This is a genomic window from Delftia sp., from assembly GCF_059499305.1.
Genome location: NZ_JCABYI010000020.1, coordinates 32,044 through 55,164, shown reverse-complemented (window position 1 = coordinate 55,164; position 23,121 = coordinate 32,044). Strand labels below are relative to the sequence as shown.

Below are 23,121 nucleotides of genomic sequence, written 5' to 3'. Positions count from 1 at the left end.
ACTGTTTGCAAAAAATGAGAGCAGGAAACCGCGCCGAGAGCGCCAATCCGCAGGGCCGGCCATCACTTCATCAATCACTTCATGTACGAGCGCATCACCGACAGCACAAGGTCCACGTCGTCATCACGGGCCTGGCCGCCGGCCGTGCCATCGGCCAGATGGGTGCGCACATGGCCCTCGAGCACCTCGAAGATCATGCCGTTGACGGCGCCGCGCACGGCTGCCAGTTGCTGGAGGATGGCCGCGCAGTCGTGCTCGGCCTCGAGCGCGCGCTCCAGCGCCTGGGCCTGGCCCTGGATGCGGCGGATGCGCGTGAGCAAGCGCTTCTTGTTCTGAATCGTATGTGCCATGAAGGCCATTCTAGGCGCCTGCATATACTGGGGTACAGTATCTGCATGCGCAGCATTCCATCCCTCTCGACCGCTGGCGGCGCCAGCGCCAGGCAGCATTCACACCGTTTCGACGAAGGCAACCCGCTGGGCGAGCGCCGTGCCATGCTGGCTGCGGGGCTGACGGCGGCCATGATGGTCGGGGAGATCGCAGGCGGGTACGGATTCAACTCCATGGCGCTGCTGGCCGATGGCTGGCACATGGGATCGCACGCGCTGGCGCTGGGGCTCTCAGCTGGCGCCTATGCGGCCGCGCGCAGATTGGCGGGCGATACGCGCTTTGCCTTCGGCACCTGGAAGATCGAGGTGCTGGCCGGCTACACCAGCGCCATCTTGCTGCTGCTGGTGGCGGGCGGCATGGCCTGGCAGTCGGTGCAGCGCCTGTTCTCGCCCTCGCCCATCCATTACGAGCAGGCCCTGGGCGTGGCCGCGCTGGGCCTGCTGGTCAACCTAGTCTGCGCCTGGCTGTTGAAGGGCGGGCACGGGCATCACCATGGTCATGGGCATGGTCACGACCGCGGCCATCACCACGGGCACGGCAGGCATGCGCACGGCGGCCACGCGGGCGACAGCCATCACGGCGACCACGGTGACCATGGCGACCACGGCGATCTCAATCTGCGCTCGGCCTACCTGCATGTGCTGGCCGATGCCGCCACCTCGGTGATGGCCATCGCCGCCCTGTTCGGCGGCATGGCCTGGGGCCTGGGATGGCTGGACCCGGCCATGGGCCTGGCCGGCGCCGTGCTGGTGGCGGCATGGGCCATGGGCCTGCTGCGCGACAGCAGCCGCGTGCTGCTGGACGCCGAGATGCACGCCCCCGTGGTCAGCGAGGTGCGTGAGGCCATCGCCCAGGCGCCGTTTGCCGCGCAGATCTCCGACCTGCATGTCTGGCGCGTGGGCAAGGCGCGCTACGCCTGCATCGTGGCACTGGACGCGCCCGCAGGCGTGGACCCCGATGCCGTGCGCCAGTTGCTTGGCGTGCACGAGGAACTGGTCCACGTCACGGTGGAGGTCAACCGGCCGCAGCCGGCTGCGACACACTGAGCCTACTGCGCGCCGGCCACCGCAGCCTGGCGCGCACCGGGCTGCTTGAACAGCTTGAAGTAAGGCGTGTTCGACGGATTCACCGGGATGTCGAACTTGCGCACCATGGCATAGGTCTGGATCTGGTCGTGCAGCGGCAGGTAGATCAGCTCCTTTTGCACCGTGCTCCAGATGGAGTGGATGGTGGCATCGCGCTTGCGCGCATCGCCCTCGGAGGCCAGGGAGACGATCTGGCTGTCCAGCTCGGCATTGCTGTAGCGCGTGGCATTGGTGTTGCCCCGGCCGTTCTTGCCGCGCGTGTGCACCAGGTAGTCGAAGACATAGGCCGAGTCATAGGTGGGCACGCCCCAGCCGTAGAGGTAGAAATCCGTCTCCTGGTTGTTGATGGCCGCCGTCTGGATGGCCAGCGGCCGGGACGACACGGCCGTCTTCACGCCGATGCGGCCCAAAAAGCCGGCGATGGCCTGGCAGATGGCCTCGTCGTTCAGGTAGCGGTCGTTCGTGCAATGCAGGGTGATGCCGAAGCCGTTGGGATAGCCGGCCTCGGCCAGCAGCTTCCTGGCCTGGGCCAAGTCGGTCTTGCCCACGGCGCCAAAGGATTTCTCGTAGCCATGCACAAAGGGCGGCGCAATGATGTTGGTGGGCACGGACAGGCCGCGCATCACGGCGCGCTGTATGGCCTGCCGGTCTATGGCCAGCTGGAAGGCCTGGCGCACGCGCAGGTCAGCCAGCGGGTTCTTGTCCTTCACATCGGAATGCGACAGCGGGGCGGCGCCCACGTTCAGGCCCAGGAAGATGGTGCGGTTCTCGGCGGCCTGGTTGATGCGAAAGCGCGGGTCGGCGCTCAGGCGCGCAATGTCCTGGATGGGCAGGTCCTGCACGAAGTCCACCTCGCCCGACAGCAGCGCCGCCACGCGCGTGGCCTGGGACTTGATGGGCAGGTAGACCAGTTCGTCGATCTCCAGCGGGAACAGCCCCTTGCCCCAGTAGCCGGGAAACTGCCGCAGCACGGTGCGCGTGTCCTGCTCGCGCGAGGCGATGACGTAGGGCCCCGTGCCGTTGGCGTTGCGCGTGGCGTCGTTCTCTTCCTTGGCCAGCGCGTTCTGCGGCTGCTCGGCACCATGGGCCTTGGCCCAGGCGGCGCTCAGGATCTGGATGTTGATGAGGCTGGCCGGCAGCAGCGGGTTGGGCCCGTTGGTCCTGATGTGCACGGTGAAGGCATCGACCTTGGTCACGTCGGTGATCGAGGTCAGCAGCGAGCGCATGTCCGAGGTGGCCGAGCGCGCGCGGCGCAGCGAGAACAGCACGTCGTCGGCCGTGAACAGGCTGCCGTCATGAAACTTCACGCCCTTGCGCAGCTTGAACTCCCAGACCGAGGGGTCGGCAGTCAGCGCCCAGGACGTGGCCAGGGTGGGCAGCAGCTTGCCATCGGCCGTGCGGATGATCAGCGGCTCGTAGATCTGGTGCAGCAGGTTGTGGTTGGGGCCGTTGTTCAGCGCGTGCGGGTCCAGCGTGGATGCGTCGGTGGAGCGAGCCCAGCGCAGGGTTTCGGCCTGGGCGGGCGGTACGCACAGCAAGGCTGCGGCCAGGGCGGGGAGCAGTGCGGAAGTTCGCAGGGTGCGCAAGTGGGTGCGCAGCAGGGAAAGGCGAGGCAGGAAGCGTCTTTGGGTCATGAAGTGTCCTGGCAGCCGGAACAAGATCGCAGAAAGGCGGCGGCGGGTGCCGCGCCGGCTGCACCAGACGGCCGATTGTGTGGAGCCACCAGCCCGCCGCAAAGCCCGATTGCGCCTATGCAAATGCGCTGCGCGCAGATGCAAAGCGCTGCGACAGCAGGGCGTACAGCGCGCGCAGGCCCTGGGCTTCGCCGCCCCTGGGCCGGCCGGGGCGCTCCTCCAGATTCCAGGCGAACAGGTCCAGGTGCAGCCAGGGCAGCTCGGGCGGCACAAAGCTCTCCAGGAACAGCGCAGCCGTGATGGCGCCGCCCTGTGGCGTGCTGGCGGCGTTGAGCAGGTCGGCCTGGTCGGAGCGGAGCATGCGGCGGTACGGCGCCCACAGGGGCAGGCGCCACAGCGGGTCGGCCTGCGCGCGGCCCTGGGCCAGCAGCTCATCGGCCCAGCCGTCATGGTTGCTGAACAGCGCGGGCAGGTCCGGCCCCAGCGCCGTGCGCGCAGCGCCCGTGAGCGTGGCCAGGTCGATCAGCAGCGCGGGCGGCGTGGGCGCGCTGCGAATGGCGTGGTGCAGCGCATCGGCCAGCAGGAGCCGGCCTTCGGCATCGGTGTTCTCGATCTCCACGCGCCGGCCGTCACCGGCCTCGATGATGTCGCCGGGCCGCAGCGCACCGGCACCCACGGCGTTCTCCACCGCAGGCACCAGCAGCTTCAGGTGGATGGGCAGGCCCGCCTGCATCAGCAGATCGGCCAGGGCCAGGGCGTGTGCGGCGCCGCCCATGTCCTTCTTCATCCAGCGCATGCCTGCGGCGGGCTTGAGGTCCAGCCCGCCGGAGTCAAAGCACACGCCCTTGCCGATGAGCACCACATGGGGCAGCGCGGCATCGCCCCAGGTCAGCTCGGCCACGCGCGGCGCCTGGGCCGCCGTCTGGGCCGCCCGGCCCACGGCGTGCACCAGGGCAAAGCCTGCGGCGGGCAGCTCGTCGCCCACCCATTGCCGGTAGCGCGCGCCATGGCGCGCGGCCAGGTCGGCCACGGCCTGGGCCAGCTGTTCGGGGCCCAGCTGGTTGGCAGGCAGGTTGACCAGCCGCCGCACCTCGCCAATGGCGGCGGCCATTGGCGCGACGGCGGCCTGCTCATCGGGGCTTGCCACCAACCGAGCGAGTGATAGAGCGAGTGATGGAGCGGTTGCCGCATCCGCCTGCCGCGCCTGGCGGGTCGATGGCAACGCGCCCAGTGCCCAGCCCAGGAGCAAATGCGGCCTCTGAGCCTCATCCGCATCGGTGATTGTGTAGGTGCCGGCCGGCAGCGCAGCCGGCAGGCCGGCCAGTTGCCACAGCGGCTGGTCCGGGTCCACGCCGACCAGCACGCCAGCGAGGGCAGTGCCCTCGCCCTGCCCTTCCCTCTGCACTTCCCTCTGCACTTCAGCCTGCATGCCGGGCAACAGCAGGATGCGGCCCGGCTGCGCATCAAAGCCTGCGGCGCGCGCCCATCGGGCCTGGGCCGGAGGCAGTTGCTCCAGCACGGCCGCCAGAGTGGCGGGCGTGGCACGGTGCAAGGCCGTGGCGGGTTGGGATGAAATGGCAAAAGCGCCGGGGCGGGAATCGGAATGGACGGTTGTGACAGGGCTGGACATGGCGTGGTCAAAGCGCGCCAGCCTAAAGGCCAGCCCGGCCATCGCAAACAAGCCTGCCGCATATGGATATGCGCAAACCCCTGATGGAAGGCAGCGCCAGAGCACTGCCATCGACGGCACAGGCTGCATGCCATGGCGCCAACATATAATTAGCCGACATACAATATGCCAGCATCACACCCGGCGCACAGCGCCTCAACCCCAGGAAACACCATGTCCCACTATCTGGTCGAGCTCTATTCCCCCAACCCCGCCTGGCTGGCCCTGCCCGCCGCGCAGCGCCAGCAGTTTCTGGAAGGGGTTGCCAGCGCCATGGGCGGGCTGGCCGCCATGGGCGTGCAGGTGCTGGCCCTGGCCGAGACCGAGAGCGGCCTGGACCAGGCCAGCCCGCACCGCTTCCTGGGCATCTGGCGCTTTCCCGATACCGCCGCGCGCGATGCCCTGCTGGCGGGCATCAAGGCCAGCGGCTGGTACGGCTACTTCGACCATGTGAACGCGGCCAGCGGCACCGGTGGCCTGGAAAGCCATCTGAAGGCGCTGGCCGAGGTCTGAGGCGGACGGGCGATGGGTGATGAATGGGTGCAGGATGGATGCTGCAGCGCCGGCGCTACGGCTGAATCGGGCAGCCCAGACGCTTGAGCGTCTCGTCGATCCATGGCGCGCTGTAGGTACCGGCAGCGATGTCGGCCACCATCTTGGCCTCAACCATCTGTTTTCCATGTGCTGCATCCAGCAGGGCCTGCGCTTGCGCATAGGGTACGCACAGCAAGCCGTCGTCATCGCCAATCATGAGGTCACCGGGCTCGATCACCATGCCATCGATGGCGATAGGCACATTGATTTCGCCCGGGCCGTCCTTGTAGGGTCCGCGGTGCGTGACGCCCGCGGCGAATACCGGGAAGCTGCCAGCACGAATCCATGCCGCGTCGCGGATCGCGCCGTTGATCACGACGCCGCCCAGCTGGCGACGCATGGCGTCTCCCACCATGATTTCTCCGATGAGTGCGTTGGTGAGGTCGCCACCGGCATCCACCACGATCACGTCACCTGGGCTGGCCAGTTGAAGTGCCTTGTGGAGCATGAGGTTGTCGCCCGGGCGTGTCTTGATGGTCAGCGCGGGGCCGGCCATGCGCCCGCCGCCGTGCATGGGGCGCAACCGCGCGCCGCCCGCCGTCATGCGGGCCATGCAGTCGCTGACGTTGGCAACAGGCACGTCGAGATAGCGCCTGGCAATATCAAGGCTGACAGCGCGCTGCCGCTTCAGAATTTGAAGACCGATCATGGTGTGGTGCTCAGAGTGATGGAATGAAAGCCGTGCCGCTCAATCGAGCGTGGTGCCAGAGCTCTTGACGATGGGTGCCAGGCGTGCGCGGTCGCTGGCGTAGAGCCTGGCCATGTCCTGCGGTGTGCCGGTGATGAGTTCGGCGCCGGAGTCGGCGATCTTCCTGGCCGTGTCGGGTGCGTTCACCACCTTGTTGATGGCCTCGTTGAGCTGCTTGACGATGGCGTCGGAGGTGCCGGCCGGGGCCATCACGCCCCACACGCTGGCCAGCTCCACGCCCTTGATGCCGGATTCGGTGTAGGTCGGCACGTCGGGCAGCAGCTTGGAGCGGCTCGCGGTGGTCACGCCGATGGCGCGCACCTTGCCCGACTGGATGTGCGACAGCAGCGTGGGGATGGAGCCCATGTACATGTCGATGCGCCCGCCCAGCAGGTCGGGCATGGCCTGCGCCATGCCGCGAAACGGCACGTGGGTGAACTTCACATTCGAGCTTTTCTGCCAGGCCTCGCTGATGAGGTGCGAAATGGTGCCGGTGCCCGGCGTGGCAAAGCTCAGGCGCCCGGGGTCCTTCTTCGCCGCCTGGACGATGGCGTCCAGGGACTTGTACGGCGAATCGGCATTCACCACGAGCACGGCCGGGCCGGCTGCGACCAGGGCCACGGCGCGCAGGTCCTTGTCGGGGTTGTAGGTGAGCTTGGAGTACAGCAGCGGGTTGAGCACCACGTTGTCGGTCTGCGCCATCACCAGGGTCAGGCCGTCGGCGGGGGCCTTGGCCACCTGGTCCAGAGCCAGGTTGCCACCGGCCCCGGGCTTGTTCTCCACCACGATGGGCCACCCATGGGCCTCGGTGAGCTTGGTGCCGACCAGCCGCGTGAGGTTGTCGGTGCCGCCACCGGCCGGAAAGGGCACGATGAACCTGATGGGCCGCTGCGGATAGGTGCCCTGGGCATGGGCCGGGGCCATGGCGGCAGCGGTCAGTGCCAGCAGGCCGGCGAGGGCCAGGCGGCGTCGGGTCGGGGTCGTCATTGCGGATGTCTCCTTTGTTGGTGTCGGTTGGCGCAGGGGTACGTTGATCAGGCTTGGCTGGCGAGCACGTGGCTGCCCAGCCAATCGATGGCCTCGTCGGTGGAGGTGCCGGTGAACGGTTGGGCCGCATGCGCCCGTGCCGTGGCGGCGAACAGCGCCTCGACGGCGGGCGAGGCGATGGGCGACAGGCCGTTGCGGGCCATCTGCTGCCGGGCCTCGGCCACCTCGTTGCGGCGGCGTGCGGAGTGCGGGATGTGCGTGCGCACCATGGACTCCATCAGCGTGCGCAGCGGTGTCTCGTCGATGTCCTGCAGCACGGCATGCAGCTGCTCGCGCAGGCCCATCTGCTGGGCCGTCACCAGGCACTCCACGGCCAGCGCCTCGGTCCCCTTGGTGTAGATGCTGCGCAGGAGCTTGAGCGCGGCAGCATCGCCCGGCTGCCCGCCCACCACGCGAACCGAGCCGCCAAAGGGCAAGAACAATTCCTGTACAAAACCGGCCTTGCCACCGGCCACGAGCAGCGGCGTCTTCCTGCCGCCCAGGTTGACCGCGCCGGTGATGGCCACGTCCACGAAGTGCACCGCCCTGCCCTGGGCGACGCGCCGGGCCAGCTCGCCGCATTCGCGCATCTCCTGCGGGTCGGCCGTGGTCATGTCCACATAGACCACGCCATCGCGCAGATGGGGCAGGCAGGCCTCGAACAGGCTGCGCGCCACGGTGCCAAACACGGCGCTCACCACCACGTCGGCCTCGGCCAGCCAGGCGCCGGGCGCGGCATGCACCTGCGCGCCAGCGGCCTGCACGGCGTCGGCCACCGCAGCGTTGGGCTGCAGCTCGCACAGGCACACCAGGCTGTGCCCCTGCTCCAAAAAGGCCTGCATGTAGCAGGCGCCGACCATTCCACCACCCAGTATTGCGAACTTCATAAAAATACAAATTTAAAACATTTATCGCAGTCTACGGAGCACATCTCCTTTTTCTTCCTAGAGATTTCCCGTAGAACTTCGAATATTTGTACTTGTTTTGTATTTTTCGGAATGAAGCGCAGCTCGGAGAGCCCTTCCGTCGTCACCTAGAATCGGCGCACCATCCCCACCCATCTGGTGCAAACACAGTGCAAAACGTGAAAGACAAGGCGTACGAGGTTCTGCGGCAGCGGCTCATCGGCGGCCACTACCGACCCGGCGAACAGCTCAAGGAGGAACCCATTGCCCGCGACCTGGGACTGAGCCGCACGCCGGTGCGCAATGCGCTGCACCGCCTGGTGGAAGATGGCCTGGCCACCGATGGCGCGGGCCAGGGTATCCGCGTGTCGGAGTGGAGCGATTGGGATGTGGAGGAGACCTTCCAGCTGCGCATGCTGCTGGAGCCGTACGCCTCGTTCCTCGCGGCCACGCGCGGCGGCGAGGGGCTGGCCGATGAGCTGGAGGCCAGCAACCAGCGCATGGAGGCCGGCATTGCCGCTGGCCACGACGGCATTGGCGAGGTGCAGTCAGCCAACCGGGATTTTCACCACGCGCTGATCGAGGCATCGGGCTCGCCGCGCCTCAAGACCATGCTGGCGACGATGATCGACATGCCGATCATCAAGCGGTCGTTCTACATCTACACGCCCGAAGAGCTGGTGCAAAGCCTGCACCACCACTGCGACCTGGTGATCGCCGTACGTGCCAGGGATGGGGAGCTGGCACGCCAGGTGATGCAGCTGCACCTGCGCATGTCCTACCACCGGTTCATGAAGCATCGGGGTGAATACCGCGCGGATGCATGAACGGTGTCATGACCGGGGCTGAACCCTTTGCGCTGACCGCACCCGGTACAGCCACGGCAGCCAGACAAAGGCGATGAGGACCAGCACAACGCCTGCCAGCGCCATGGGCAACACCATCGGCCAGGCACCGTGGCGCATGATCGGATCGACAAATTGCGCCGCCAGCTGGCCGGCGCAGAAGGCCACGCACATGATCGCGAAGCCCGAACACGACACGGCCCGCCCGGCCAGCTGCGGCGGCAGGCCACCCACCGCGCCCGCCTGGCCGCAAGGCTGGTGCAGGCCATGGCCCAGCGCATACACCGCGTGCCCCAGCAGCAGTGGAAAGGGCGAGGCCGGCGCCAGCACGCAGCCGGCGATCTGGATGCACGGCCCCAGCAGACTGAGCGAAGCGCCCAGCTGCACCGTGCGCACCGGCCCGTGGCGCGACAGCAGGCGCCGGCACCATGTGATGCCCAGGATGTAGACCAGCGAGCCGCCCGCTGGAATCCAGCCATAGAGCACGGGCGACAGGCCGAACAGGTCGACGTACACCATCGGCGACAGCAGCAAAAAGCAGAAGATGCCGCCGTAGGTGGCTGCGGCCAGCGCCGTCCAGGCGCAAAAGCCGGGGTCGGCGATCACCTGGCGCACACCGCCAGCGGATACGGATACGGGTAAGGATGCGAGGACCGGAGAAGACTCCGCCGGCGCTTGCCGCGTCTCGCTGAAAGTGCGCCAGCACAGTGCCAGCAAAGCCAGCGAGTAGACGCCCATCGCCACCAGCACCCAGCGCCAGCCGGTGGCCTGGACTGCCCATGCACCGGCAATCGGCGCCACCAGGGCCACCAGCCCCAGGCCCATCAGGCCGCGGGCCATGATGCGCGGCCCTTCATGGGCCGGATACAGGTCGCGCACCGCAGCCCGTGCGCACACCAGGATGGCCGCCATGGCCGCGCCCTGCACGGCGCGCCAGGCCACCAGTGCGTCCGCGCTGCCCGCCAGCGCACAGCCTGCCGCCGCTGCCGTGTAGCAGGCCAAACCCGTCAGCAGAACGGGCCGGCGCCCGAAGCGGTCGGCCAGCGGCCCGCACACCAGCTGGGCGACACCGAAGGCCAGCATGAACACGGTCAGGCTGCTGCTGGCCGAGCCCAGGTCGCGCGCGATCTCGGGCAACGCCGGCAGATAGCCATCGGTGGCGACCGGCTGCGCGGCCAGCAGCAGCGGCAGCAGCAGAAGAAAGGAAACGGAGCGGCGCGGGCCGGGATCGGCGAAGTTCATCTCAATGAAGCCTGGTCACGGCATGCAGCGCGTCGAGCGAGGGAGTTCGAAGGACGATACATGGCCAGTTGCGCGCCATGCATCCTATGCGACGGCGGAAAGCACGGCCCGCAGGCCCAGCAGATAGCTGTCCGCGCCGAAGCCGCAGATCTGGCCCCGGGCGATGTCGGCAAACACCGAGTGGTGGCGAAAGGGCTCGCGCGCGTGGATGTTGCTCATGTGGATCTCCACCACGGGCACGGTGAGCATGGCCAGCGCGTCGCGGATGCCGTAGCTGTAGTGCGTCCAGGCGCCGGCGTTGATGAGCACGCCATCGACGCCGTCCCGAAAGCCCTGGTGGATGCGATCGCACATGGCGCCTTCGCAATTGGTCTGGAAGCTGTCCACCTCGCAGCCCAGCTGGCTGCCCAGGCTGCGCAGCGAGGCGTCGATCTCGGCCAGCGTGACCGTGCCGTATTGGGCGGGGTCGCGCTGGCCGAACATGTTGTGGTTGATGCCGTGCAGCATCAGGATCTTTTTCATGGAGGCTCCGTGGCTTGATGTCATGGATGGAGGATGCGCGCCGGTGGTGCCCGGGTCACGCCGTGGTGTCGATGGCGGCGCCCATGCGGGCAGCCTCTGCAATGGCTTCGGTGATCTGCAGGTTGCGCAGGCCGTCGTGCACGCTGACCAGCGGCTCAGCCTGCCCGCGCGCCACCTGGGCGAAGTGGGCCATCTGGCGCACCAGCGGGTCCGAGCGCTCCACGGCGGCCACATCCAGGTCGAAGGGCTCATTCCAGGAGCGCTGGCCGGCCGATGCATAGGTCTTCAGCCGCATGCTCGGTATGGCCAGCGAGCCGAAGGTGCCCGCCACCAGGTAGCAGTCTTCGTCCTCATAGCTGGCATAGGCCTTGTTCTCCTGCGAGGTCTGCTCCCAGCTGCGCGCGCTGGCGGCCGTGTCCGAAAGCACAAAGCTGCCCAGCGCACCGCTGGCAAAGCGCAGGTTGATGGCCACCGTGTCTTCCACGGCAAAACCGCGCGTGGCATGCGAGGCGAAGGCCTGCACGGCCACGATGTCGCCGCACAGCATGCGCAGGTTGTGGACCTCGTGGATCATGTTGAGCAGGATGGGGCCGCCACCGGCCTCGCGACGCCAGGAGCCTTCCTCGAAATAGGCGTCCGGCTTGTAGAACAGGGCCGCACCGGTCACGGCCACCAGGCGGCCCAGCCGCCCCTGGGCGATGAGGGCTGCGGCCCGCGCCATGATCGGGCTGTGGGCGCGGTGGTGGCCCACCAGCAGCCGGGCGCCGCAGCGATCGGCCAGCGCGGCCAGCCGCTGGGCCTCGGCCACGGTGGCGGTCACGGGTTTTTCCAGCAGCACGGGCAGGCGCGCATGCATGCACTGGGCCGCCTGCGGGGCATGCAGGCGGTTGGGCGTGGCCAGCACCACGGCGTCGGGCCGGTCATGGGCGATCAGCTCGCCCAGGTCGCGCCACAGCGGCACCCCGGCCCTTTGGGCAAGCTCCCGGGCTGCGGGCGCCGGGTCCACGATGGCGGACAGGCGGCAATCCGCCTGGGCCCCGATGGCGGCGATATGGGCCTGGCCGATCGCGCCGGCGCCGGCCACGGCAATGCGAAGCGGGTGCAGCTGTGCCATGGCATGCCCCCTCAGAAGCGGTGCAGCACACCCAGCTGCACGCCCTTGATGGTGCGGCCGTTGACGTCGTCGGCCGATGTGAAGTTGGGCTTCATGCCGCCCGAGGCCGCCAGCCGGAAGCCCGCATTGCGGTCGTTCTTCAACTGCTCGGCCACCGCGTAGAGCATGGTGCGCCTGGACAGGTCGTAGTAGGCCGCGACCGCGCCGCCCGATGCGCCGCGCCCGCTGTCCGAGCCATCCTGTATGCGGCCCCACAGTGCGCCCACGCGCAGCTGCGGCGTCACGCGGTAGTCGGCCGACAGCTGCCAGACGCGGTAGAAGCGGCGCACGTCGGCGTTCGTGCCCGCCACCAGCCCGCCCACATTGCCCAGCACCGTGCCCGTGTTGTTGCCCGCCGAGCCTGCCGTGCTGTTGTTGGACCGCACAAAGGCCAGCTGGACCTTGCCCTTGCCGTAGTCGTAGTTGGCGTAGAGGTTGTCGTAGCGGACCGCGTCGGTATAGGCCGCGCTCTGCGGCGCACGCGCATACAGGCCTGCATAGCCCACGCGGTAGGGGCCGTTCAGGTAGTCCAGGCCCAGTTGGTAGATGGCCTGGCGCGCTGGAGCACCGGTCTCGGCCATGGCGTAGTGGGCCTCGAACAGGAAGCCGGCCATGCGCGGCGAGGTGTAGGAGATGTCGTTGTCGAAGCGCGAGGGCACGCCGAAGTTGTTGACCATCGATCCCAACGTGCGCGAGGTGAAGTCGATGTAGTCGCCGCGCCCGAAGATCACGGTGTTCTGCCGGCCCAGCCGCACCTCGCCCCAGCCGCCGCCCAGGCCCACCCAGCTTTGGCGGTCGAAGCCGCGCGTGCTGTCGGCCTGCGTGCCGTTGTCGGCGTTGATGCCCATCTCCAGCTGGAACTTCGCGTACAGGCCACCGCCCAGGTCTTCCTGCCCGCGAAAGCCCAGGCGGCTGCGCAGCAGGGCACCGTCCTCCAGCGTGGTCATGGATGCACCCGAGCTGCTGCGCATGTGGTTGATGTACTGGTCCACGCTGCCGTAGATGGTGACCGAGGACTGGGCGTGGGCACCCGCGCCCCAGGCGCCCAGCACGGTGGCCAGGGCCAGGATGCGAAGGGCCCCGCGCTGCGGCACTCGCGGTGTCTGGTGCATTTGCTGTTGCATGGTCTTGTCTCCTTCTCTGTGAAAAATGCTTTTTCGGGCGTGGCTGCGCCCTGCCCCGGACGCATCCAGGGCCGGTTGTCTGTCGGCTGGATCAGTAGGAGATGTGGGCGGTGGCGCGCAGCTGGTCGGGCGTGGCGCTGCCGAAGCCGAAGAATTCGAGGTAGGCGGGAATCATCTCGAACAGCATGTCCGTGCCCACCTGGAAGTCGCAGCCCTTGTCGCGCACGGCGCGCAGCAGCGGCGTGAACTCGGACTTCATCACCACCTCGCCCACAAAGGCGGCGGGTGCGATGCGCTGCACATCGAACGGCAGCGGGTCATCGTCCTTCATGCCCAGCGGCGTGGCGTTGACGACCACGTCAAAGCCCTGCGGGTCCCTGGAGCCCGTGCCCACCTTCATCCTCGGGTAGTAGGCAGCGAGCCGCCCGGCCAGGGCCTGCGCGCTCTCGTCCCGCGTGTCGAACAGCATCAGCTCGCCCACGCCGGCCGCCGCCAGCGAGGCGGCAATCGCCGAGCCCACTCCACCCGCCCCGGAAATCAGCACCCGCGCGCCCTGCAACTGCCGCCCCTTGCGCAGCACGCCGCGCACAAAGCCCGCGCCGTCGAACTGGTCGCCCAGCAGCGTGCCGTCCTCGCGCCGCAGCACGGCATTGCAGGCGCCTGCAATGTGCACGGCGGGCGTGACCTCGTGCACCAGGTCCACCACGGACACCTTGTGCGGCATGGTGATCAGCGCGCCGCGCAGGTTGGTGAAACGCATGATGGCGGCAAAGTCGCCGGCGAAATGCGCCGCCTTCACGCCCATGGGCACGACGCAGGCATCAATGCCCCGGCTGTCGAACCATGGGTTGTAGATCATGGGCGACTTGAAGGTCTCGGTCGGGTCGCCGATGTGGGCGATGAGGGTGGTTTTTCCGGAAATCATTTCCTGGGGCCTTCGGATGCCTTGGGTTGCAGGATTCAGCGGCCGGACTGGGCCAGGGCCTGGTTGCGCAGGCGGTCGTACTCGGCAGCTGCCACGGGCTGCGCACCGGCCTCGCCCAGGTCTTCCATGCGCACGCGGTAGGTCTCGCGGGCGCTCCACGCGGCCAGGGCGGCCACCACGGTGATGCCGAAGGCGATCAGGCCCACGGTCAGCCAGATGTTGTGCGCACCCGGAGGCGCCACGGCCGTGAACAGCGCGGGCAGCATGGCGGTGATGGCCGTGCCCACGTTCTGCGAGATGGCCATGGCCGAGACACGGGTGCGGGTGGGGAACAGCTCGGGGTAGAAGCTGGGGAACACCGCGTTGTAGCCCTGGTAGACCACGCCCCACATCAGGATGGACATGGCGAAGGCCAGCGGCATGTTGCGTTCGCTGATGGCGTAGAGGTAGCCGATGGCCAGCAGGCCCGACAGCAGCGCGCCGAAGATGATGGGCGGGCGCCGGCCGATGCGGTCGGACAGGTTGCCCACCATGGGGATCACCAGCACCGCGACGATGTTGCCCACCACGGGAATCCACAGGTACATGTCCTTGGCGAAGCCGATGCCGTAGGCGGGCTGCACGGCGTAGGCCGCGCCGAAGATGGTGGCCACCACCGGGATCACGTTCATCAGCGCCATGCAGACCACGCGCAGCATGTCGGGCGAATGGTGGCGGAAGGCCTCGACCACGGGCGAACGCGGACGCGCCTCGCTGCGGCCTGCGGCGGTGAAGGCCGGGGTCTCGTTGACCTCGCGGCGGATGATCCAGCCCGCGATGATGACGACGAAGCTCAGGATGAAGGGAATGCGCCAGCCCCAGCTGTTGAACTGCTCGGGAGGCATGTAGTGCGCCAGCGGCAGGAACACGGCCGCTGCCAGGATCTGGCCGGCCTGCACGCCCTGCAGCGTGAAGCTGGCGAAGAAGCCGCGCCGCCCGAACGGGGCATGCTCCAGGATCATGGAGCTGGCGCCCGAGATCTCGCCGGCCACCGCGAAGCCCTGTATCAGCCGCATCAGCACCAGCAGCGCGGGCGCCCACAGGCCGACCTGGTCATAGGTGGGCAGCAGGCCCACGGCGATGGTGGAAAAGCCCATCAGGAACATGCACCACACCAGCACCTGCTTGCGCCCGTGCGTGTCGCCCAGGTGGCCCAGCACGAAGGCGCCGATGGGCCGCGCCACATAGCCCACGCCATAGGTGGCCAGCGAGGCGATGATGGCAATCGCCGGATCACCCTGCGGAAAGAAGATCTGCGGAAAGATCAGCGCAGCCGCCGTGGCGTAGATGAAGAAGTCGTAGTACTCCAGGGCCGAGCCTATCCAGCCGCTGGTGGCGGCCTTGCGCGGCTGGTGCCCGGTGGGCTGTGTGTGTATCGGGGTTGCGCTCATGTGTTGTCTCCTCCATGTAGAAAAGGCCCCTGCCCGATGCTTGCGGCCAGGCCGGCGGGATGTAAAAAATGTAGTTCCCGCCTATGGATGCGCCCAAGCCAATTTCGAAAGGCATGTGCGCTGATCGCACCGCGCTGTTCGATAATCGCACGCACCCAGGGTTAATACGGAAAAATCAAAACCGTCATGACAACACCTTCCACCCTCGCCCAGCGCGACTGGATTGCCGGACTGGAACGCGGCGTATCGATCATCGAAGCCTTTGACGACGCCCACCCGCGCATGACGGCCGCCGAGGCTGGCCAGCGCACGGGCATGACGCGCACCGCCGCGCGGCGCTACCTGCTGACGCTGCAGCACATGGGCTACGTGGCGGGGGACGGCAAGCTGTTCTGGCTCACGCCGCGCGTGCTGCGGCTGGGGCAGTCGTACCTGGAGTCGGCGCGGCTGCCGCGCATCGTCCAGCCGTTCCTGCAGCGCGTGGCCGCCGGCACCCATGAAACCGCCTACCTGGCGGTGCTGGACGACGACGAGGTGGTCTACATCGCGCGCAACGGACCCAACCGCAACATGAACACCGGCTACGTGCTGGGCGCGCGCGTGCCGGCCCAGGTCACGGCGGCCGGCATGCTGATGCTGTCCATGCGCAGTGACGCCGAGCTGGAGCACTGGCTGGACAACCGCGCGCTGACGGTCTTCACCTCGCACACCATCACCTGCCCCGCCGAAATGCGCCGCGAGCTGGCCTTGATCCGCACCCAGGACTGGGCCCTGTGCGAGCAGCAGCTGAACCTGGACTCGCGCGGCATTGCCGTGCCGCTGCGCGACCGCCACGGCGCGCTGGCCGGCGCCCTCAACATCACCATGCCCATGGGCCGCGAAACCGGCAAGGACGCCGTGGCGCGCGTGCTGCCCATGCTGCGCGAGACGGCGCAGGCCATGCGGGATCTGATCTGATGGTGAACGACACGGCCATGGCGCAACTTCCTGGCCTGGACATGCATGGCGGCGACGACCATCTGCTGCAGCATCTGCAGGCACTGGAAGTGCGGCTGCACGATCCGCAGGTGCGATCGGACGCAGGCCAGCTGCAGGCGCTGCTGCATGAAGACTTCCTGGAATTCGGCCGCTCGGGCGGCGTGCACGACCGGGCCGCCACCGTGGACAGCCTGGCGGACGCCTTGCCAGCACAGGCCCCTGCCCGGCTGGTGTCAGGCGGCTTTGCGCTGGCGCGCCTGGGACCGGACAGCGCGCTGCTGACCTACCGCTCGGCCAGCGTGGCCGAGGATGGAACGGCCGGCCGGCATACGCTGCGCTCTTCGGTCTGGCTGCGCACGGCGCGGGGCTGGCAGATGCGCTTCCACCAGGGCACGCCCACGGCGCCATTCGACCTGGCCGCATCCATGCCATGAGCGGCCTGCGGCGTGTTCAGACGGTCTCGAACGCGTACTTTTCCGTATCCACCTCGCGCTGCGAGGCCACGGCATAGCGGTCGCCCTGGATGCGCTCGGGCTTGAAGAGGTCGTCCAGTTCAGCCAGCAGGGCCGCATCCAGGCGCACGGCGCCGCCGCGCAGGTCTTCGTGCAGGTGGTCCACGCTGGTGGTGCCCGGCAGGGCAATCACATGCTCGCCCTGGTGCAGCACCCAGGCGATGGCCAGCTCGGCCAGCGTGCAGTCGGCGCGCTCGGCAATGGACTGCATGGGCGCGAGCAGCTGCAGGTTCTTCGCATAGGCCTCGGGCGCAAAGCGCGGCATGGCGGCGCGGATATCGCCCTTGACCAGGCCCTGGACCTCCTGGAGCTTGCCGGTGAGGAAGGCGCGGCCCAGCGGGCTGAAGGCCACGTAGGCAATGCCCAGTTCCTTGCAGGCCTGCAGCGTGCCCAGCTCGGCATTGCGCGACCACAGCGAATACTCGCTTTGCAGCGCGGCGATGGGGAAGGTGGCATGGGCGCGGCGCAGCGCGTCGGCGCCGATCTCGGACAGGCCCAGGGCGCGCACCTTGCCCTCTTCCACCAGGCGCGACATCTCGCCCACCGATTCCTCGATGGGCACGCGGCGGTCCCAGCGGTGCAGGTAGTAGAGGTCGATGACATCGGTGCCCAGGCGCTGCAGGCTGTCTTCGCAATTGCGGCGCAGGGTCCTGGGGTGGCCATCGATCACGCGGCGCACCACGCCGTCGTCGCCGCGCACGCCGGCCATGCCGCATTTGCTGGCCAGGGTGATGTGGTTGCGGTGGGACTTGAGCACGGGGCCGACCAGGGATTCATTGGCGCCGAAGCCATACAGCGCCGCCGTGTCGAACAGCGTGACACCGGCGTCCAGCGCCGCATGCAGCACGGCCCTGCTCTGCTCGGGCGACGGCGGATGGCCATAGGCGTGGCTGAGGTTCATGCAGCCCAGGCCGACGGCGCTGACGGAGAAGGGACCCAGGTTTCGTGTGGACAGGTTGGTCATGGTGGCTCACAGGGAAAAGAAGAAAGGGAGCGGCCGGCGCTCCCTTGCAGTGCATTCGCACAACGATTTTGCCGTCAAACCGCAGCGCCCCGCACGCCCGTGCGCGCCCAGGCCGGCAGCGGCACGGGCCGGTGCAGCACGTCGTCGTTGAGCCACTGCGCGCTGCGGCGCGCGCGCTCGGCCACGGTGTCCAGCGGCAGTTGCTGGTAGTCGTCGTTGAAGACCTCGAAGCTGTAGTCGCCACGGTAGCCCAGGCGGTCCAGGCGCAGCACCAGGTCGGCCAGGCGCTCGCTGTGCACGCCCTCGCCCGGAAACACGCGGAAGGTGCGCGCCGTGGCCATGCGTTCCTCGAAGGTGGGCGCGTCATGCCACATGAAGTCGGACAGCTGCACCAGGAAGATCTTGTCGCGGTCGATCAGCTCCAGCGCATCCAGCGGCGTCTTGGCGGCCAGGATGTGGAAGGAGTCCAGGCCGATGCCCAGGTTGGACATGTCGGCGCGGCAGACCACGTCCCAGCTGGTGGTGAATTCGTTGACGTTGCGGCCCCAGGACAGGCCCTCGTAGGCGATCTTCACGCCCAGCGGAATGCCGAGCATGGCCAGCTTGCGCAGGTCGCGCGCAATCACGTCGAGATCGCCCGTGGCATGGCGCGAGGTGGACGAGCAGGCCAGCAGCACGGGGCTGCCGATCTCGGCGCACATCTCCAGCATGGATTTGGCGATGTCCACCTTGTAGTGGTGCAGGTGGTCGGACAGGCCCTCGAAGTCGCGCAGCACCTGAAAGCCCGTGGGCCGCAGGCCGCTGGCGCGCACGGCCGCCGCTGCCGCCTTGACGCCGCCCGGGTGGCCGGCCAGGTCGCGCGCGCTGAGCATGACCTGGGTGAAGCCCGCGCGCCGGATGGCGTCGAGCTTGGCCTCCAGTGAGCCATTCAGAGTGATGGTGTCCATGCCATAGCTGTCCAGCAAGCCCATGTTGCCCTCCAGGATCGTTGTGTGTATCGGCGGTTGAATCGGACGGCGGCGCGCCAGGCTTTGCGCTAGGCGTCGCGGTGCACCAGCTCGAACACCACGGTGCCCATGGCGTTGCGCGTGAGCGCGCCGCGGTCATCGGGGTGCAGGCGGCTCGATTCCACGAACTCCACGCCGCGCTGGCGCAAGGCCTGCACGGCAGCAGGCACGTCGGTGGTGCCCAGGCCGATGCGCTGCAGGCGCTCGGGCATGTCGTCCCACTCCAGGCCCGGATCGGGCTCGATGAGCTGCCACAGGAAGCGCTTGCAGGGGCTGCGCATGAGCTTGCCCTTGGGCAGGATGCCGAAGCGCTGCGCATCGGGCAGCAGGTGGAAGTCGAACATGCGTTCGAAGTAGGTGATCCAGTCGGCGCTGCGGCCACGCCCTATGTACTGGACCACGCCGAAATAGCCCAGGCCGGCCAGCGCCGGCGGATGGGGATCGGCCCCGGCAACGGGCTTGAAGTCGATGTCATAGATGGAGAACTCCTGCCATCGATCGACAAAGTAGAAGCGGCTGCCACCCGGGCCGTGGATGGCCGGAATGTGCAGCTCCATCGCCTGGGCCTGGCTGGGCGCCGCCCAGGCTCCCAGCTCGATGCAGCGCGTATGCGCCTGCAGGGCATCCTGCACGCGCAGCGCCACGGCCGAGATGACGGGCTGCCCGTCGGACGCGGCATGGGCCAGCACATCGGCGGCGCCCGCATTGACCACCAGGTTCATGTCCCCCTGCCGGTACAGCGTCACCTCGCGCGAGCGGTGCCGCGCCACGGGGCGAAAGCCCAGCCCCTCCAGCACCTGGCCCAGGGCCTGGGGCTGGCTGGTCGTGTACTCGATGAACTCTATGCCGTCGATCCCGAGGCGATTGGACGCCTCGGGCACGTCTTCCCGGCTGCTGGAGGAGGAATCGGTCATTGCGGTACTCCGGGTGGAAACATGATCGTCGTGCCACGCCCAAGTGGCATCGCTCTCCTACGATCAAATACGCGTAAAACTGGCGCGGCCCAACTCAGAGACACCGAGGAAGGGCCGCCCCGCACCGAGGGTGTCGTCCCCCTTTCAGGGGGAAGACGCGAAGCGGCTCAGGGGGTGAGCTGTTTTTCCAGATCGTGCAGGACCTGATAGCAGGGCAGCACCTGGGCCACGCTGGAATTGGGCTCGCGGCCTTCGCGGATGGCGGCGAAGAACTCGCGGTCCTGCAGCTCGATGCCGTTCATGGACACGTCGACCTTGGAAACGTCGATCTTCTCTTCCTTGCCGTTGACGAGGTCGTCATAGCGCGCGATGTAGGTGCCGGTGTCGCCGATGTAGCGGAAGAAGGTGCCCAGCGGGCCGTCGTTGTTGAACGACAGGCTCAGCGTGCAGATGGCGCCATTGGCGGCCTTGAGCTGGATGCTCATGTCCATGGCAATGCCCAGTTCCGGGTGGATGGGGCCTTGCACGGCGTTGGCCTTCACGATGGGGCTGCCGGCCTGGTAGGCGAACAGGTCCACGGTGTGGGCGGCGTGGTGCCACAGCAGGTGGTCGGTCCAGCTGCGGGCCTGGCCCAGCGCGTTCATGTTGGTGCGGCGGAAGAAGTAGGTCTGCACATCCATCTGCTGGATGTTGAACTCGCCGGCCGCGATCTTCTTGTGCACCCACTGGTGGCTGGGGTTGAAGCGGCGCGTGTGGCCGCACATGGCCACCAGGCCGGTCTGCTTTTGCAGATCGGCCACGGCCTGCGCGTCCTTGAGGCTGTCGGCCAGCGGGATCTCCACCTGCACATGCTTGCCGGCCTTCAGGCATTCGATGGCCTGGGCGGCATGCATCTGCGTGGGCGTGCACAGGATCACGGCGTCCACCTCGGACAGGGCCAGGCTGTCGGCCAGCTCGGTGGTCACATGCTGGATGCCGTACTTGTCGGCCACTTCCTGGGTCTTGGCCAGCTCGCGGCCCACCAGGGAGACGACTTCCACGCCGTCGATGTTCTTGATGCCGTCCAGGTGCTTGATGCCGAAGGCACCGGCGCCCGCCAGGGCGACTTTGATGGTCTTGTTGCTCATATGAGTCTCCGTAGAGCCGCCTCAAGGAGGCGAAGGCCCCCTCGGGGGGCAGTGAATACACGCAGTGATGAACGCGGGGGCCTCAGCCGTTCTCCAGGATGAGATGTCCGACAGCGGTGTTCGATGCCGGCACATGGTAGAAGCGGTGGTTGACCTTGGGCAGCGGCGCGGGGCCGTCCACATCGGCCATGGCGCCGCGCGCGATCAGCCACATCACCAGCTCGATGCCTTCGGAGCCGGCCTCGCGCACGTAGTCGATATGCGGCATCTTGGCCAGGCCGGCAGGGTTCTCGATCAGCAGGTCCAGGAAGCGGTTGTCCCACTCCTTGTTGATCAGGCCCGCACGCGCGCCCTGCAGCTGGTGGCTCATGCCGCCCGTGCCCCAGATCTGCACGTTCAGGTCTTCGTCGAAGCTTTCCACGGCGCGGCGGATGGCACGGCCCAGGTTGAAGCAGCGCTGGCCCGACGGCACGGGGTACTGCACCACGTTGACGGCAAACGGAATCACCGGGCAGGGCCAGGCGCCCGTGCGCGCGTCCTGCTCGCCGCACATCAGCGACAGCGGCACGGTCAGGCCGTGGTCCACGTCCATCTTGTTGACGATGGTCAGGTCGAAGTCCTGCTGGATCACCGACTGCGCAATGTGGCTGGCCAGTTCCGGATGGCCGATGACCTTGGGCACGGGGCGCGGGCCCCAGCCTTCGTCGGCGGGCTGGTATTCCGCGGCCGTGCCGATGGCAAACGTCGGGATGAAGTCCAGGCTGAACGCGGTCGCGTGGTCGTTGTAGACCAGGAAGATCACGTCGGGCTTGTTGTCCTTGAGCCATTGGCGCGAGTGCTCGAAGCCCTTGAACAGCGGCTGCCAATAGGGGTCGCCCACCTTGCCCAGGTCCATGGCCGCGCCGATGGCGGGCACATGCGAGGTGTAGACGGATGCGGTGATGCGCGCCATGTCAGTTGCCTTCCTTGTTGTTCTTGTCCACGCTGCCGGCCTTGCCCTGCGGCTGGCGGTGGGCCTGGGCATCGCCCTCCTCGCCCACGCGGCGGTTGCCTTCGGCCGAACGGCCTCCGCTCACCATCATGTTGCGGTATTCCTCTTCCGACATGCCGGTCATGGAGCCGGCCATCTGCTGGAAGCTCTTGCCATCCGTGGCGCCGATCTTGGCCAGGAAGTAGATGTTGCCGCCCGTGCGCATGCACCAGTTCAGATCGCGGGCCAGGACGGCCTGCTTCTGCTCCTCGCTCATGGCCCATTCGTCCAGGTAGGCACGCTCGTCGGCCTTGAAGCGCTCGCGGTTCTCGGCCTTCATCAGCGACATGCAGAACTGGTTGAGCCAGTAGCCTTTGCGGGACTGCTCGGCATCAAAAATGATGGTGCCGGGCACGTCCAGATAGGGTTTGTCCAATGCCATGGATATCTCCTTGAATATGTCCGGCACCCAGGCCGGACATGGTCGCCATCAGGCTTCTTCGGGCCAGTACAGACGCATGGGGTTGTCGACCAGCAGCTTCTTCTGCAGCTCGGCAGTCGGTGCAATGTGCGGGATGAAATCGACCAGCAGACCGTCGTCGGGCATGTGGTCCTTCAGATTGGGGTGGGGCCAGTCGGTTCCCCACAGCACGCGGTCGGGGAATTCCTCGACCACGCGGCGGGCGAAGGGCACCACGTCACGGTAGGCATTTTGCTCGCCGTCCAGCGCCTTGGGGCCGGTGACGGACAGGCGCTCGGGGCAGCTGACCTTGCTCCAGACGTTCTGGTGCTCGCGCATGAACTTGAGGAACAGCTCGAACTCGGGCCCGTCCACGGGCTTGCTCACGTCGGGGCGGCCCATGTGGTCCACGACCACGGTGGTGGGCAGGCTGGTGAAGAAATCCCACAGCTCGGGCAGGTCCACGGCCTCGAAGTAGATGACCACATGCCAGCCGAGCTTGGCGATGCGGCCCGCGATCTCCATCAGCTCGTCCTTGGGCGTGAAGTCCACCAGGCGCTTGACGAAGTTGAAGCGCACGCCGCGCACGCCGGCGGCGTGCAGTTCCTGCAGTTCCTCGTCGGTCACGCTACGGCGCACCGTGGCCACGCCGCGCGCCTTGCCGCCGGCGGCCTTGCAGGCATCGACCATGGCGCGGTTGTCGGCGCCGTGGCAGGTGGCCTGCACGATGACGTTGCGCGCAAAGCCCAGGTGGTCGCGCAGCGCGAACAGCTGCTGCTTGCTGGCATCGCAGGGCGTGTACTTGCGCTCGGGCGCGAACGGGAATTCATCGCCGGGGCCGAAGACGTGGCAGTGGGCATCGACAGCGCCTGCGGGCACCTGGAACTTGGGCTTGGAGGGGCCGGCGTACCAGTCCAGCCAGCCGGGGGTCTTTTCAAAAGCGCTCATATTCCCTCC

The 23,121-nt window shown here is 67.7% G+C and carries 24 protein-coding genes; 5 read left to right on the top strand and 19 right to left on the bottom strand.

Annotation, left to right across the window (positions count from 1 at the left end):
* Window positions 1-74 precede the first annotated feature (74 nt).
* Window positions 75-350 (bottom strand): metal/formaldehyde-sensitive transcriptional repressor, encoded by a 276-nt coding sequence (locus AC5I49_RS11065; protein WP_026062191.1) that lies wholly within the window; start codon window positions 348-350, stop codon window positions 75-77.
* Between the two features lie 45 nt (window positions 351-395).
* Between AC5I49_RS11065 and dmeF the strand changes: the two genes are divergently transcribed.
* Window positions 396-1,436 carry a CDF family Co(II)/Ni(II) efflux transporter DmeF gene (dmeF, locus tag AC5I49_RS11060; RefSeq protein WP_495789314.1) on the top strand — a complete coding sequence of 347 codons (1,041 nt, stop codon included), beginning with the start codon at window positions 396-398 and terminating at the stop codon, window positions 1,434-1,436.
* A gap of 2 nt (window positions 1,437-1,438) precedes the next feature.
* Here the strand turns inward: dmeF and AC5I49_RS11055 are convergent, their stop codons facing one another.
* Window positions 1,439-3,109 (bottom strand): ABC transporter substrate-binding protein, encoded by a 1,671-nt coding sequence (locus AC5I49_RS11055; protein WP_495789313.1) that lies wholly within the window; start codon window positions 3,107-3,109, stop codon window positions 1,439-1,441.
* A 115-nt stretch (window positions 3,110-3,224) separates the two neighbouring features.
* Window positions 3,225-4,739 carry a leucyl aminopeptidase family protein gene (locus AC5I49_RS11050; RefSeq protein WP_495789312.1) on the bottom strand — a complete coding sequence of 505 codons (1,515 nt, stop codon included), beginning with the start codon at window positions 4,737-4,739 and terminating at the stop codon, window positions 3,225-3,227.
* Window positions 4,740-4,952: 213 nt separating this feature from the next.
* Here AC5I49_RS11050 and AC5I49_RS11045 point away from each other — a divergent pair, with 213 nt between their 5' ends.
* On the top strand, window positions 4,953-5,291 hold the full coding sequence (locus AC5I49_RS11045; RefSeq protein ID WP_495789311.1) for a DUF6616 family protein: 339 nt from the start codon (window positions 4,953-4,955) through the stop codon (window positions 5,289-5,291).
* A 55-nt stretch (window positions 5,292-5,346) separates the two neighbouring features.
* Here the strand turns inward: AC5I49_RS11045 and AC5I49_RS11040 are convergent, their stop codons facing one another.
* From AC5I49_RS11040 to AC5I49_RS11030, 3 genes are read right to left on the bottom strand one after another with little or no spacing between them, the layout of a single operon-like run.
* Entirely contained in the window at window positions 5,347-6,021 is a 675-nt protein-coding gene (locus AC5I49_RS11040) for an RraA family protein (RefSeq protein ID WP_495789310.1), read from the bottom strand.
* A gap of 39 nt (window positions 6,022-6,060) precedes the next feature.
* Window positions 6,061-7,047, bottom strand: coding sequence for a Bug family tripartite tricarboxylate transporter substrate binding protein (locus AC5I49_RS11035; protein ID WP_495789309.1), 987 nt, complete (start codon window positions 7,045-7,047; stop codon window positions 6,061-6,063).
* Between the two features lie 47 nt (window positions 7,048-7,094).
* Window positions 7,095-7,973: an NAD(P)-dependent oxidoreductase gene (locus tag AC5I49_RS11030; protein ID WP_495789308.1), complete on the bottom strand. Its 879-nt coding sequence runs from the start codon at window positions 7,971-7,973 to the stop codon at window positions 7,095-7,097.
* Window positions 7,974-8,161: 188 nt separating this feature from the next.
* On the opposite strand from AC5I49_RS11030, the gene AC5I49_RS11025 reads away from it, so the two are divergent.
* On the top strand, window positions 8,162-8,818 hold the full coding sequence (locus tag AC5I49_RS11025; RefSeq protein ID WP_043821229.1) for a GntR family transcriptional regulator: 657 nt from the start codon (window positions 8,162-8,164) through the stop codon (window positions 8,816-8,818).
* Between the two features lie 6 nt (window positions 8,819-8,824).
* On the opposite strand, the gene AC5I49_RS11020 is transcribed toward AC5I49_RS11025, so the two are convergent.
* The 6 genes from AC5I49_RS11020 to AC5I49_RS10995 all read right to left on the bottom strand — a co-directional run bounded on the left by AC5I49_RS11020 (window position 8,825) and on the right by AC5I49_RS10995 (window position 15,232).
* On the bottom strand, window positions 8,825-10,078 hold the full coding sequence (locus AC5I49_RS11020; protein ID WP_280048359.1) for an MFS transporter: 1,254 nt from the start codon (window positions 10,076-10,078) through the stop codon (window positions 8,825-8,827).
* A gap of 84 nt (window positions 10,079-10,162) precedes the next feature.
* A complete protein-coding gene (gene aroQ / locus AC5I49_RS11015) occupies window positions 10,163-10,600 on the bottom strand; it encodes a type II 3-dehydroquinate dehydratase (protein ID WP_016451445.1) in 438 nt (145 codons plus the stop codon).
* A 55-nt stretch (window positions 10,601-10,655) separates the two neighbouring features.
* On the bottom strand, window positions 10,656-11,714 hold the full coding sequence (locus tag AC5I49_RS11010; protein ID WP_495789307.1) for a Gfo/Idh/MocA family protein: 1,059 nt from the start codon (window positions 11,712-11,714) through the stop codon (window positions 10,656-10,658).
* 11 nt (window positions 11,715-11,725) lie between these two features.
* Window positions 11,726-12,877: a porin gene (locus tag AC5I49_RS11005; RefSeq protein ID WP_495789306.1), complete on the bottom strand. Its 1,152-nt coding sequence runs from the start codon at window positions 12,875-12,877 to the stop codon at window positions 11,726-11,728.
* Window positions 12,878-12,968: 91 nt separating this feature from the next.
* Window positions 12,969-13,802: a shikimate dehydrogenase family protein gene (locus AC5I49_RS11000; RefSeq protein WP_495789305.1), complete on the bottom strand. Its 834-nt coding sequence runs from the start codon at window positions 13,800-13,802 to the stop codon at window positions 12,969-12,971.
* A 35-nt stretch (window positions 13,803-13,837) separates the two neighbouring features.
* Entirely contained in the window at window positions 13,838-15,232 is a 1,395-nt protein-coding gene (locus AC5I49_RS10995) for an MFS transporter (protein ID WP_016450424.1), read from the bottom strand.
* Between the two features lie 186 nt (window positions 15,233-15,418).
* Here AC5I49_RS10995 and AC5I49_RS10990 point away from each other — a divergent pair, with 186 nt between their 5' ends.
* Window positions 15,419-16,189, top strand: coding sequence for an IclR family transcriptional regulator domain-containing protein (locus tag AC5I49_RS10990; protein ID WP_012206241.1), 771 nt, complete (start codon window positions 15,419-15,421; stop codon window positions 16,187-16,189).
* A 17-nt stretch (window positions 16,190-16,206) separates the two neighbouring features.
* Window positions 16,207-16,644 carry a nuclear transport factor 2 family protein gene (locus AC5I49_RS10985; protein WP_495789304.1) on the top strand — a complete coding sequence of 146 codons (438 nt, stop codon included), beginning with the start codon at window positions 16,207-16,209 and terminating at the stop codon, window positions 16,642-16,644.
* Window positions 16,645-16,660: 16 nt separating this feature from the next.
* Here AC5I49_RS10985 and AC5I49_RS10980 read toward each other — a convergent pair whose 3' ends face one another.
* From AC5I49_RS10980 to AC5I49_RS10950, 7 genes are all read right to left on the bottom strand, one after another.
* Window positions 16,661-17,686, bottom strand: coding sequence for an aldo/keto reductase (locus AC5I49_RS10980; RefSeq protein WP_043792810.1), 1,026 nt, complete (start codon window positions 17,684-17,686; stop codon window positions 16,661-16,663).
* A 74-nt stretch (window positions 17,687-17,760) separates the two neighbouring features.
* Window positions 17,761-18,657: a sugar phosphate isomerase/epimerase family protein gene (locus AC5I49_RS10975; RefSeq protein ID WP_016450427.1), complete on the bottom strand. Its 897-nt coding sequence runs from the start codon at window positions 18,655-18,657 to the stop codon at window positions 17,761-17,763.
* A gap of 65 nt (window positions 18,658-18,722) precedes the next feature.
* Window positions 18,723-19,607, bottom strand: a complete 885-nt coding sequence (locus AC5I49_RS10970) for a hypothetical protein (RefSeq protein ID WP_016451438.1) — start codon at window positions 19,605-19,607, stop codon at window positions 18,723-18,725.
* A 167-nt stretch (window positions 19,608-19,774) separates the two neighbouring features.
* A complete protein-coding gene (locus tag AC5I49_RS10965; protein WP_046987399.1) occupies window positions 19,775-20,734 on the bottom strand; it encodes a Gfo/Idh/MocA family oxidoreductase in 960 nt (319 codons plus the stop codon).
* A gap of 82 nt (window positions 20,735-20,816) precedes the next feature.
* Window positions 20,817-21,686 carry a class III extradiol dioxygenase subunit beta gene (locus tag AC5I49_RS10960; protein ID WP_047472058.1) on the bottom strand — a complete coding sequence of 290 codons (870 nt, stop codon included), beginning with the start codon at window positions 21,684-21,686 and terminating at the stop codon, window positions 20,817-20,819.
* Between the two features lies 1 nt (window position 21,687).
* Complete coding sequence (gene ligA, locus AC5I49_RS10955; RefSeq protein ID WP_016450431.1) at window positions 21,688-22,146, bottom strand: protocatechuate 4,5-dioxygenase subunit alpha; 459 nt, start codon at window positions 22,144-22,146, stop codon at window positions 21,688-21,690.
* 48 nt (window positions 22,147-22,194) lie between these two features.
* The gene (locus tag AC5I49_RS10950; protein WP_016454682.1) at window positions 22,195-23,112 is read right to left on the bottom strand and encodes an amidohydrolase family protein; all 918 of its coding nucleotides are present in this window, start codon (window positions 23,110-23,112) and stop codon (window positions 22,195-22,197) included.
* Window positions 23,113-23,121: the final 9 nt, after the last annotated feature.

Bases quoted from the DNA above. Each gene is read 5' to 3' on its own strand.
- AC5I49_RS11010 (WP_495789307.1), bottom strand. From the start codon at position 11,714: ATGGCACAGCTGCACCCGCTTCGCATTGCCGTGGCCGGCGCCGGCGCG.
- AC5I49_RS10970 (WP_016451438.1), bottom strand. From the start codon at position 19,607: ATGACCGATTCCTCCTCCAGCAGCCGGGAAGACGTGCCCGAGGCGTCC.
- AC5I49_RS11055 (WP_495789313.1), bottom strand. From the start codon at position 3,109: ATGACCCAAAGACGCTTCCTGCCTCGCCTTTCCCTGCTGCGCACCCAC.
- AC5I49_RS11050 (WP_495789312.1), bottom strand. From the start codon at position 4,739: ATGTCCAGCCCTGTCACAACCGTCCATTCCGATTCCCGCCCCGGCGCT.
- AC5I49_RS11005 (WP_495789306.1), bottom strand. From the start codon at position 12,877: ATGCAACAGCAAATGCACCAGACACCGCGAGTGCCGCAGCGCGGGGCC.
- AC5I49_RS11035 (WP_495789309.1), bottom strand. From the start codon at position 7,047: ATGACGACCCCGACCCGACGCCGCCTGGCCCTCGCCGGCCTGCTGGCA.
- dmeF (WP_495789314.1), top strand. From the start codon at position 396: ATGCGCAGCATTCCATCCCTCTCGACCGCTGGCGGCGCCAGCGCCAGG.
- AC5I49_RS10965 (WP_046987399.1), bottom strand. From the start codon at position 20,734: ATGAGCAACAAGACCATCAAAGTCGCCCTGGCGGGCGCCGGTGCCTTC.
- ligA (WP_016450431.1), bottom strand. From the start codon at position 22,146: ATGGCATTGGACAAACCCTATCTGGACGTGCCCGGCACCATCATTTTT.
- AC5I49_RS11030 (WP_495789308.1), bottom strand. From the start codon at position 7,973: ATGAAGTTCGCAATACTGGGTGGTGGAATGGTCGGCGCCTGCTACATG.
- AC5I49_RS11000 (WP_495789305.1), bottom strand. From the start codon at position 13,802: ATGATTTCCGGAAAAACCACCCTCATCGCCCACATCGGCGACCCGACC.
- AC5I49_RS10985 (WP_495789304.1), top strand. From the start codon at position 16,207: ATGGCGCAACTTCCTGGCCTGGACATGCATGGCGGCGACGACCATCTG.
- AC5I49_RS10960 (WP_047472058.1), bottom strand. From the start codon at position 21,686: ATGGCGCGCATCACCGCATCCGTCTACACCTCGCATGTGCCCGCCATC.
- AC5I49_RS11040 (WP_495789310.1), bottom strand. From the start codon at position 6,021: ATGATCGGTCTTCAAATTCTGAAGCGGCAGCGCGCTGTCAGCCTTGAT.
- AC5I49_RS10975 (WP_016450427.1), bottom strand. From the start codon at position 18,657: ATGGGCTTGCTGGACAGCTATGGCATGGACACCATCACTCTGAATGGC.
- AC5I49_RS10990 (WP_012206241.1), top strand. From the start codon at position 15,419: ATGACAACACCTTCCACCCTCGCCCAGCGCGACTGGATTGCCGGACTG.
- aroQ (WP_016451445.1), bottom strand. From the start codon at position 10,600: ATGAAAAAGATCCTGATGCTGCACGGCATCAACCACAACATGTTCGGC.
- AC5I49_RS11045 (WP_495789311.1), top strand. From the start codon at position 4,953: ATGTCCCACTATCTGGTCGAGCTCTATTCCCCCAACCCCGCCTGGCTG.
- AC5I49_RS10950 (WP_016454682.1), bottom strand. From the start codon at position 23,112: ATGAGCGCTTTTGAAAAGACCCCCGGCTGGCTGGACTGGTACGCCGGC.
- AC5I49_RS10980 (WP_043792810.1), bottom strand. From the start codon at position 17,686: ATGACCAACCTGTCCACACGAAACCTGGGTCCCTTCTCCGTCAGCGCC.
- AC5I49_RS10995 (WP_016450424.1), bottom strand. From the start codon at position 15,232: ATGAGCGCAACCCCGATACACACACAGCCCACCGGGCACCAGCCGCGC.
- AC5I49_RS11020 (WP_280048359.1), bottom strand. From the start codon at position 10,078: ATGAACTTCGCCGATCCCGGCCCGCGCCGCTCCGTTTCCTTTCTTCTG.
- AC5I49_RS11065 (WP_026062191.1), bottom strand. From the start codon at position 350: ATGGCACATACGATTCAGAACAAGAAGCGCTTGCTCACGCGCATCCGC.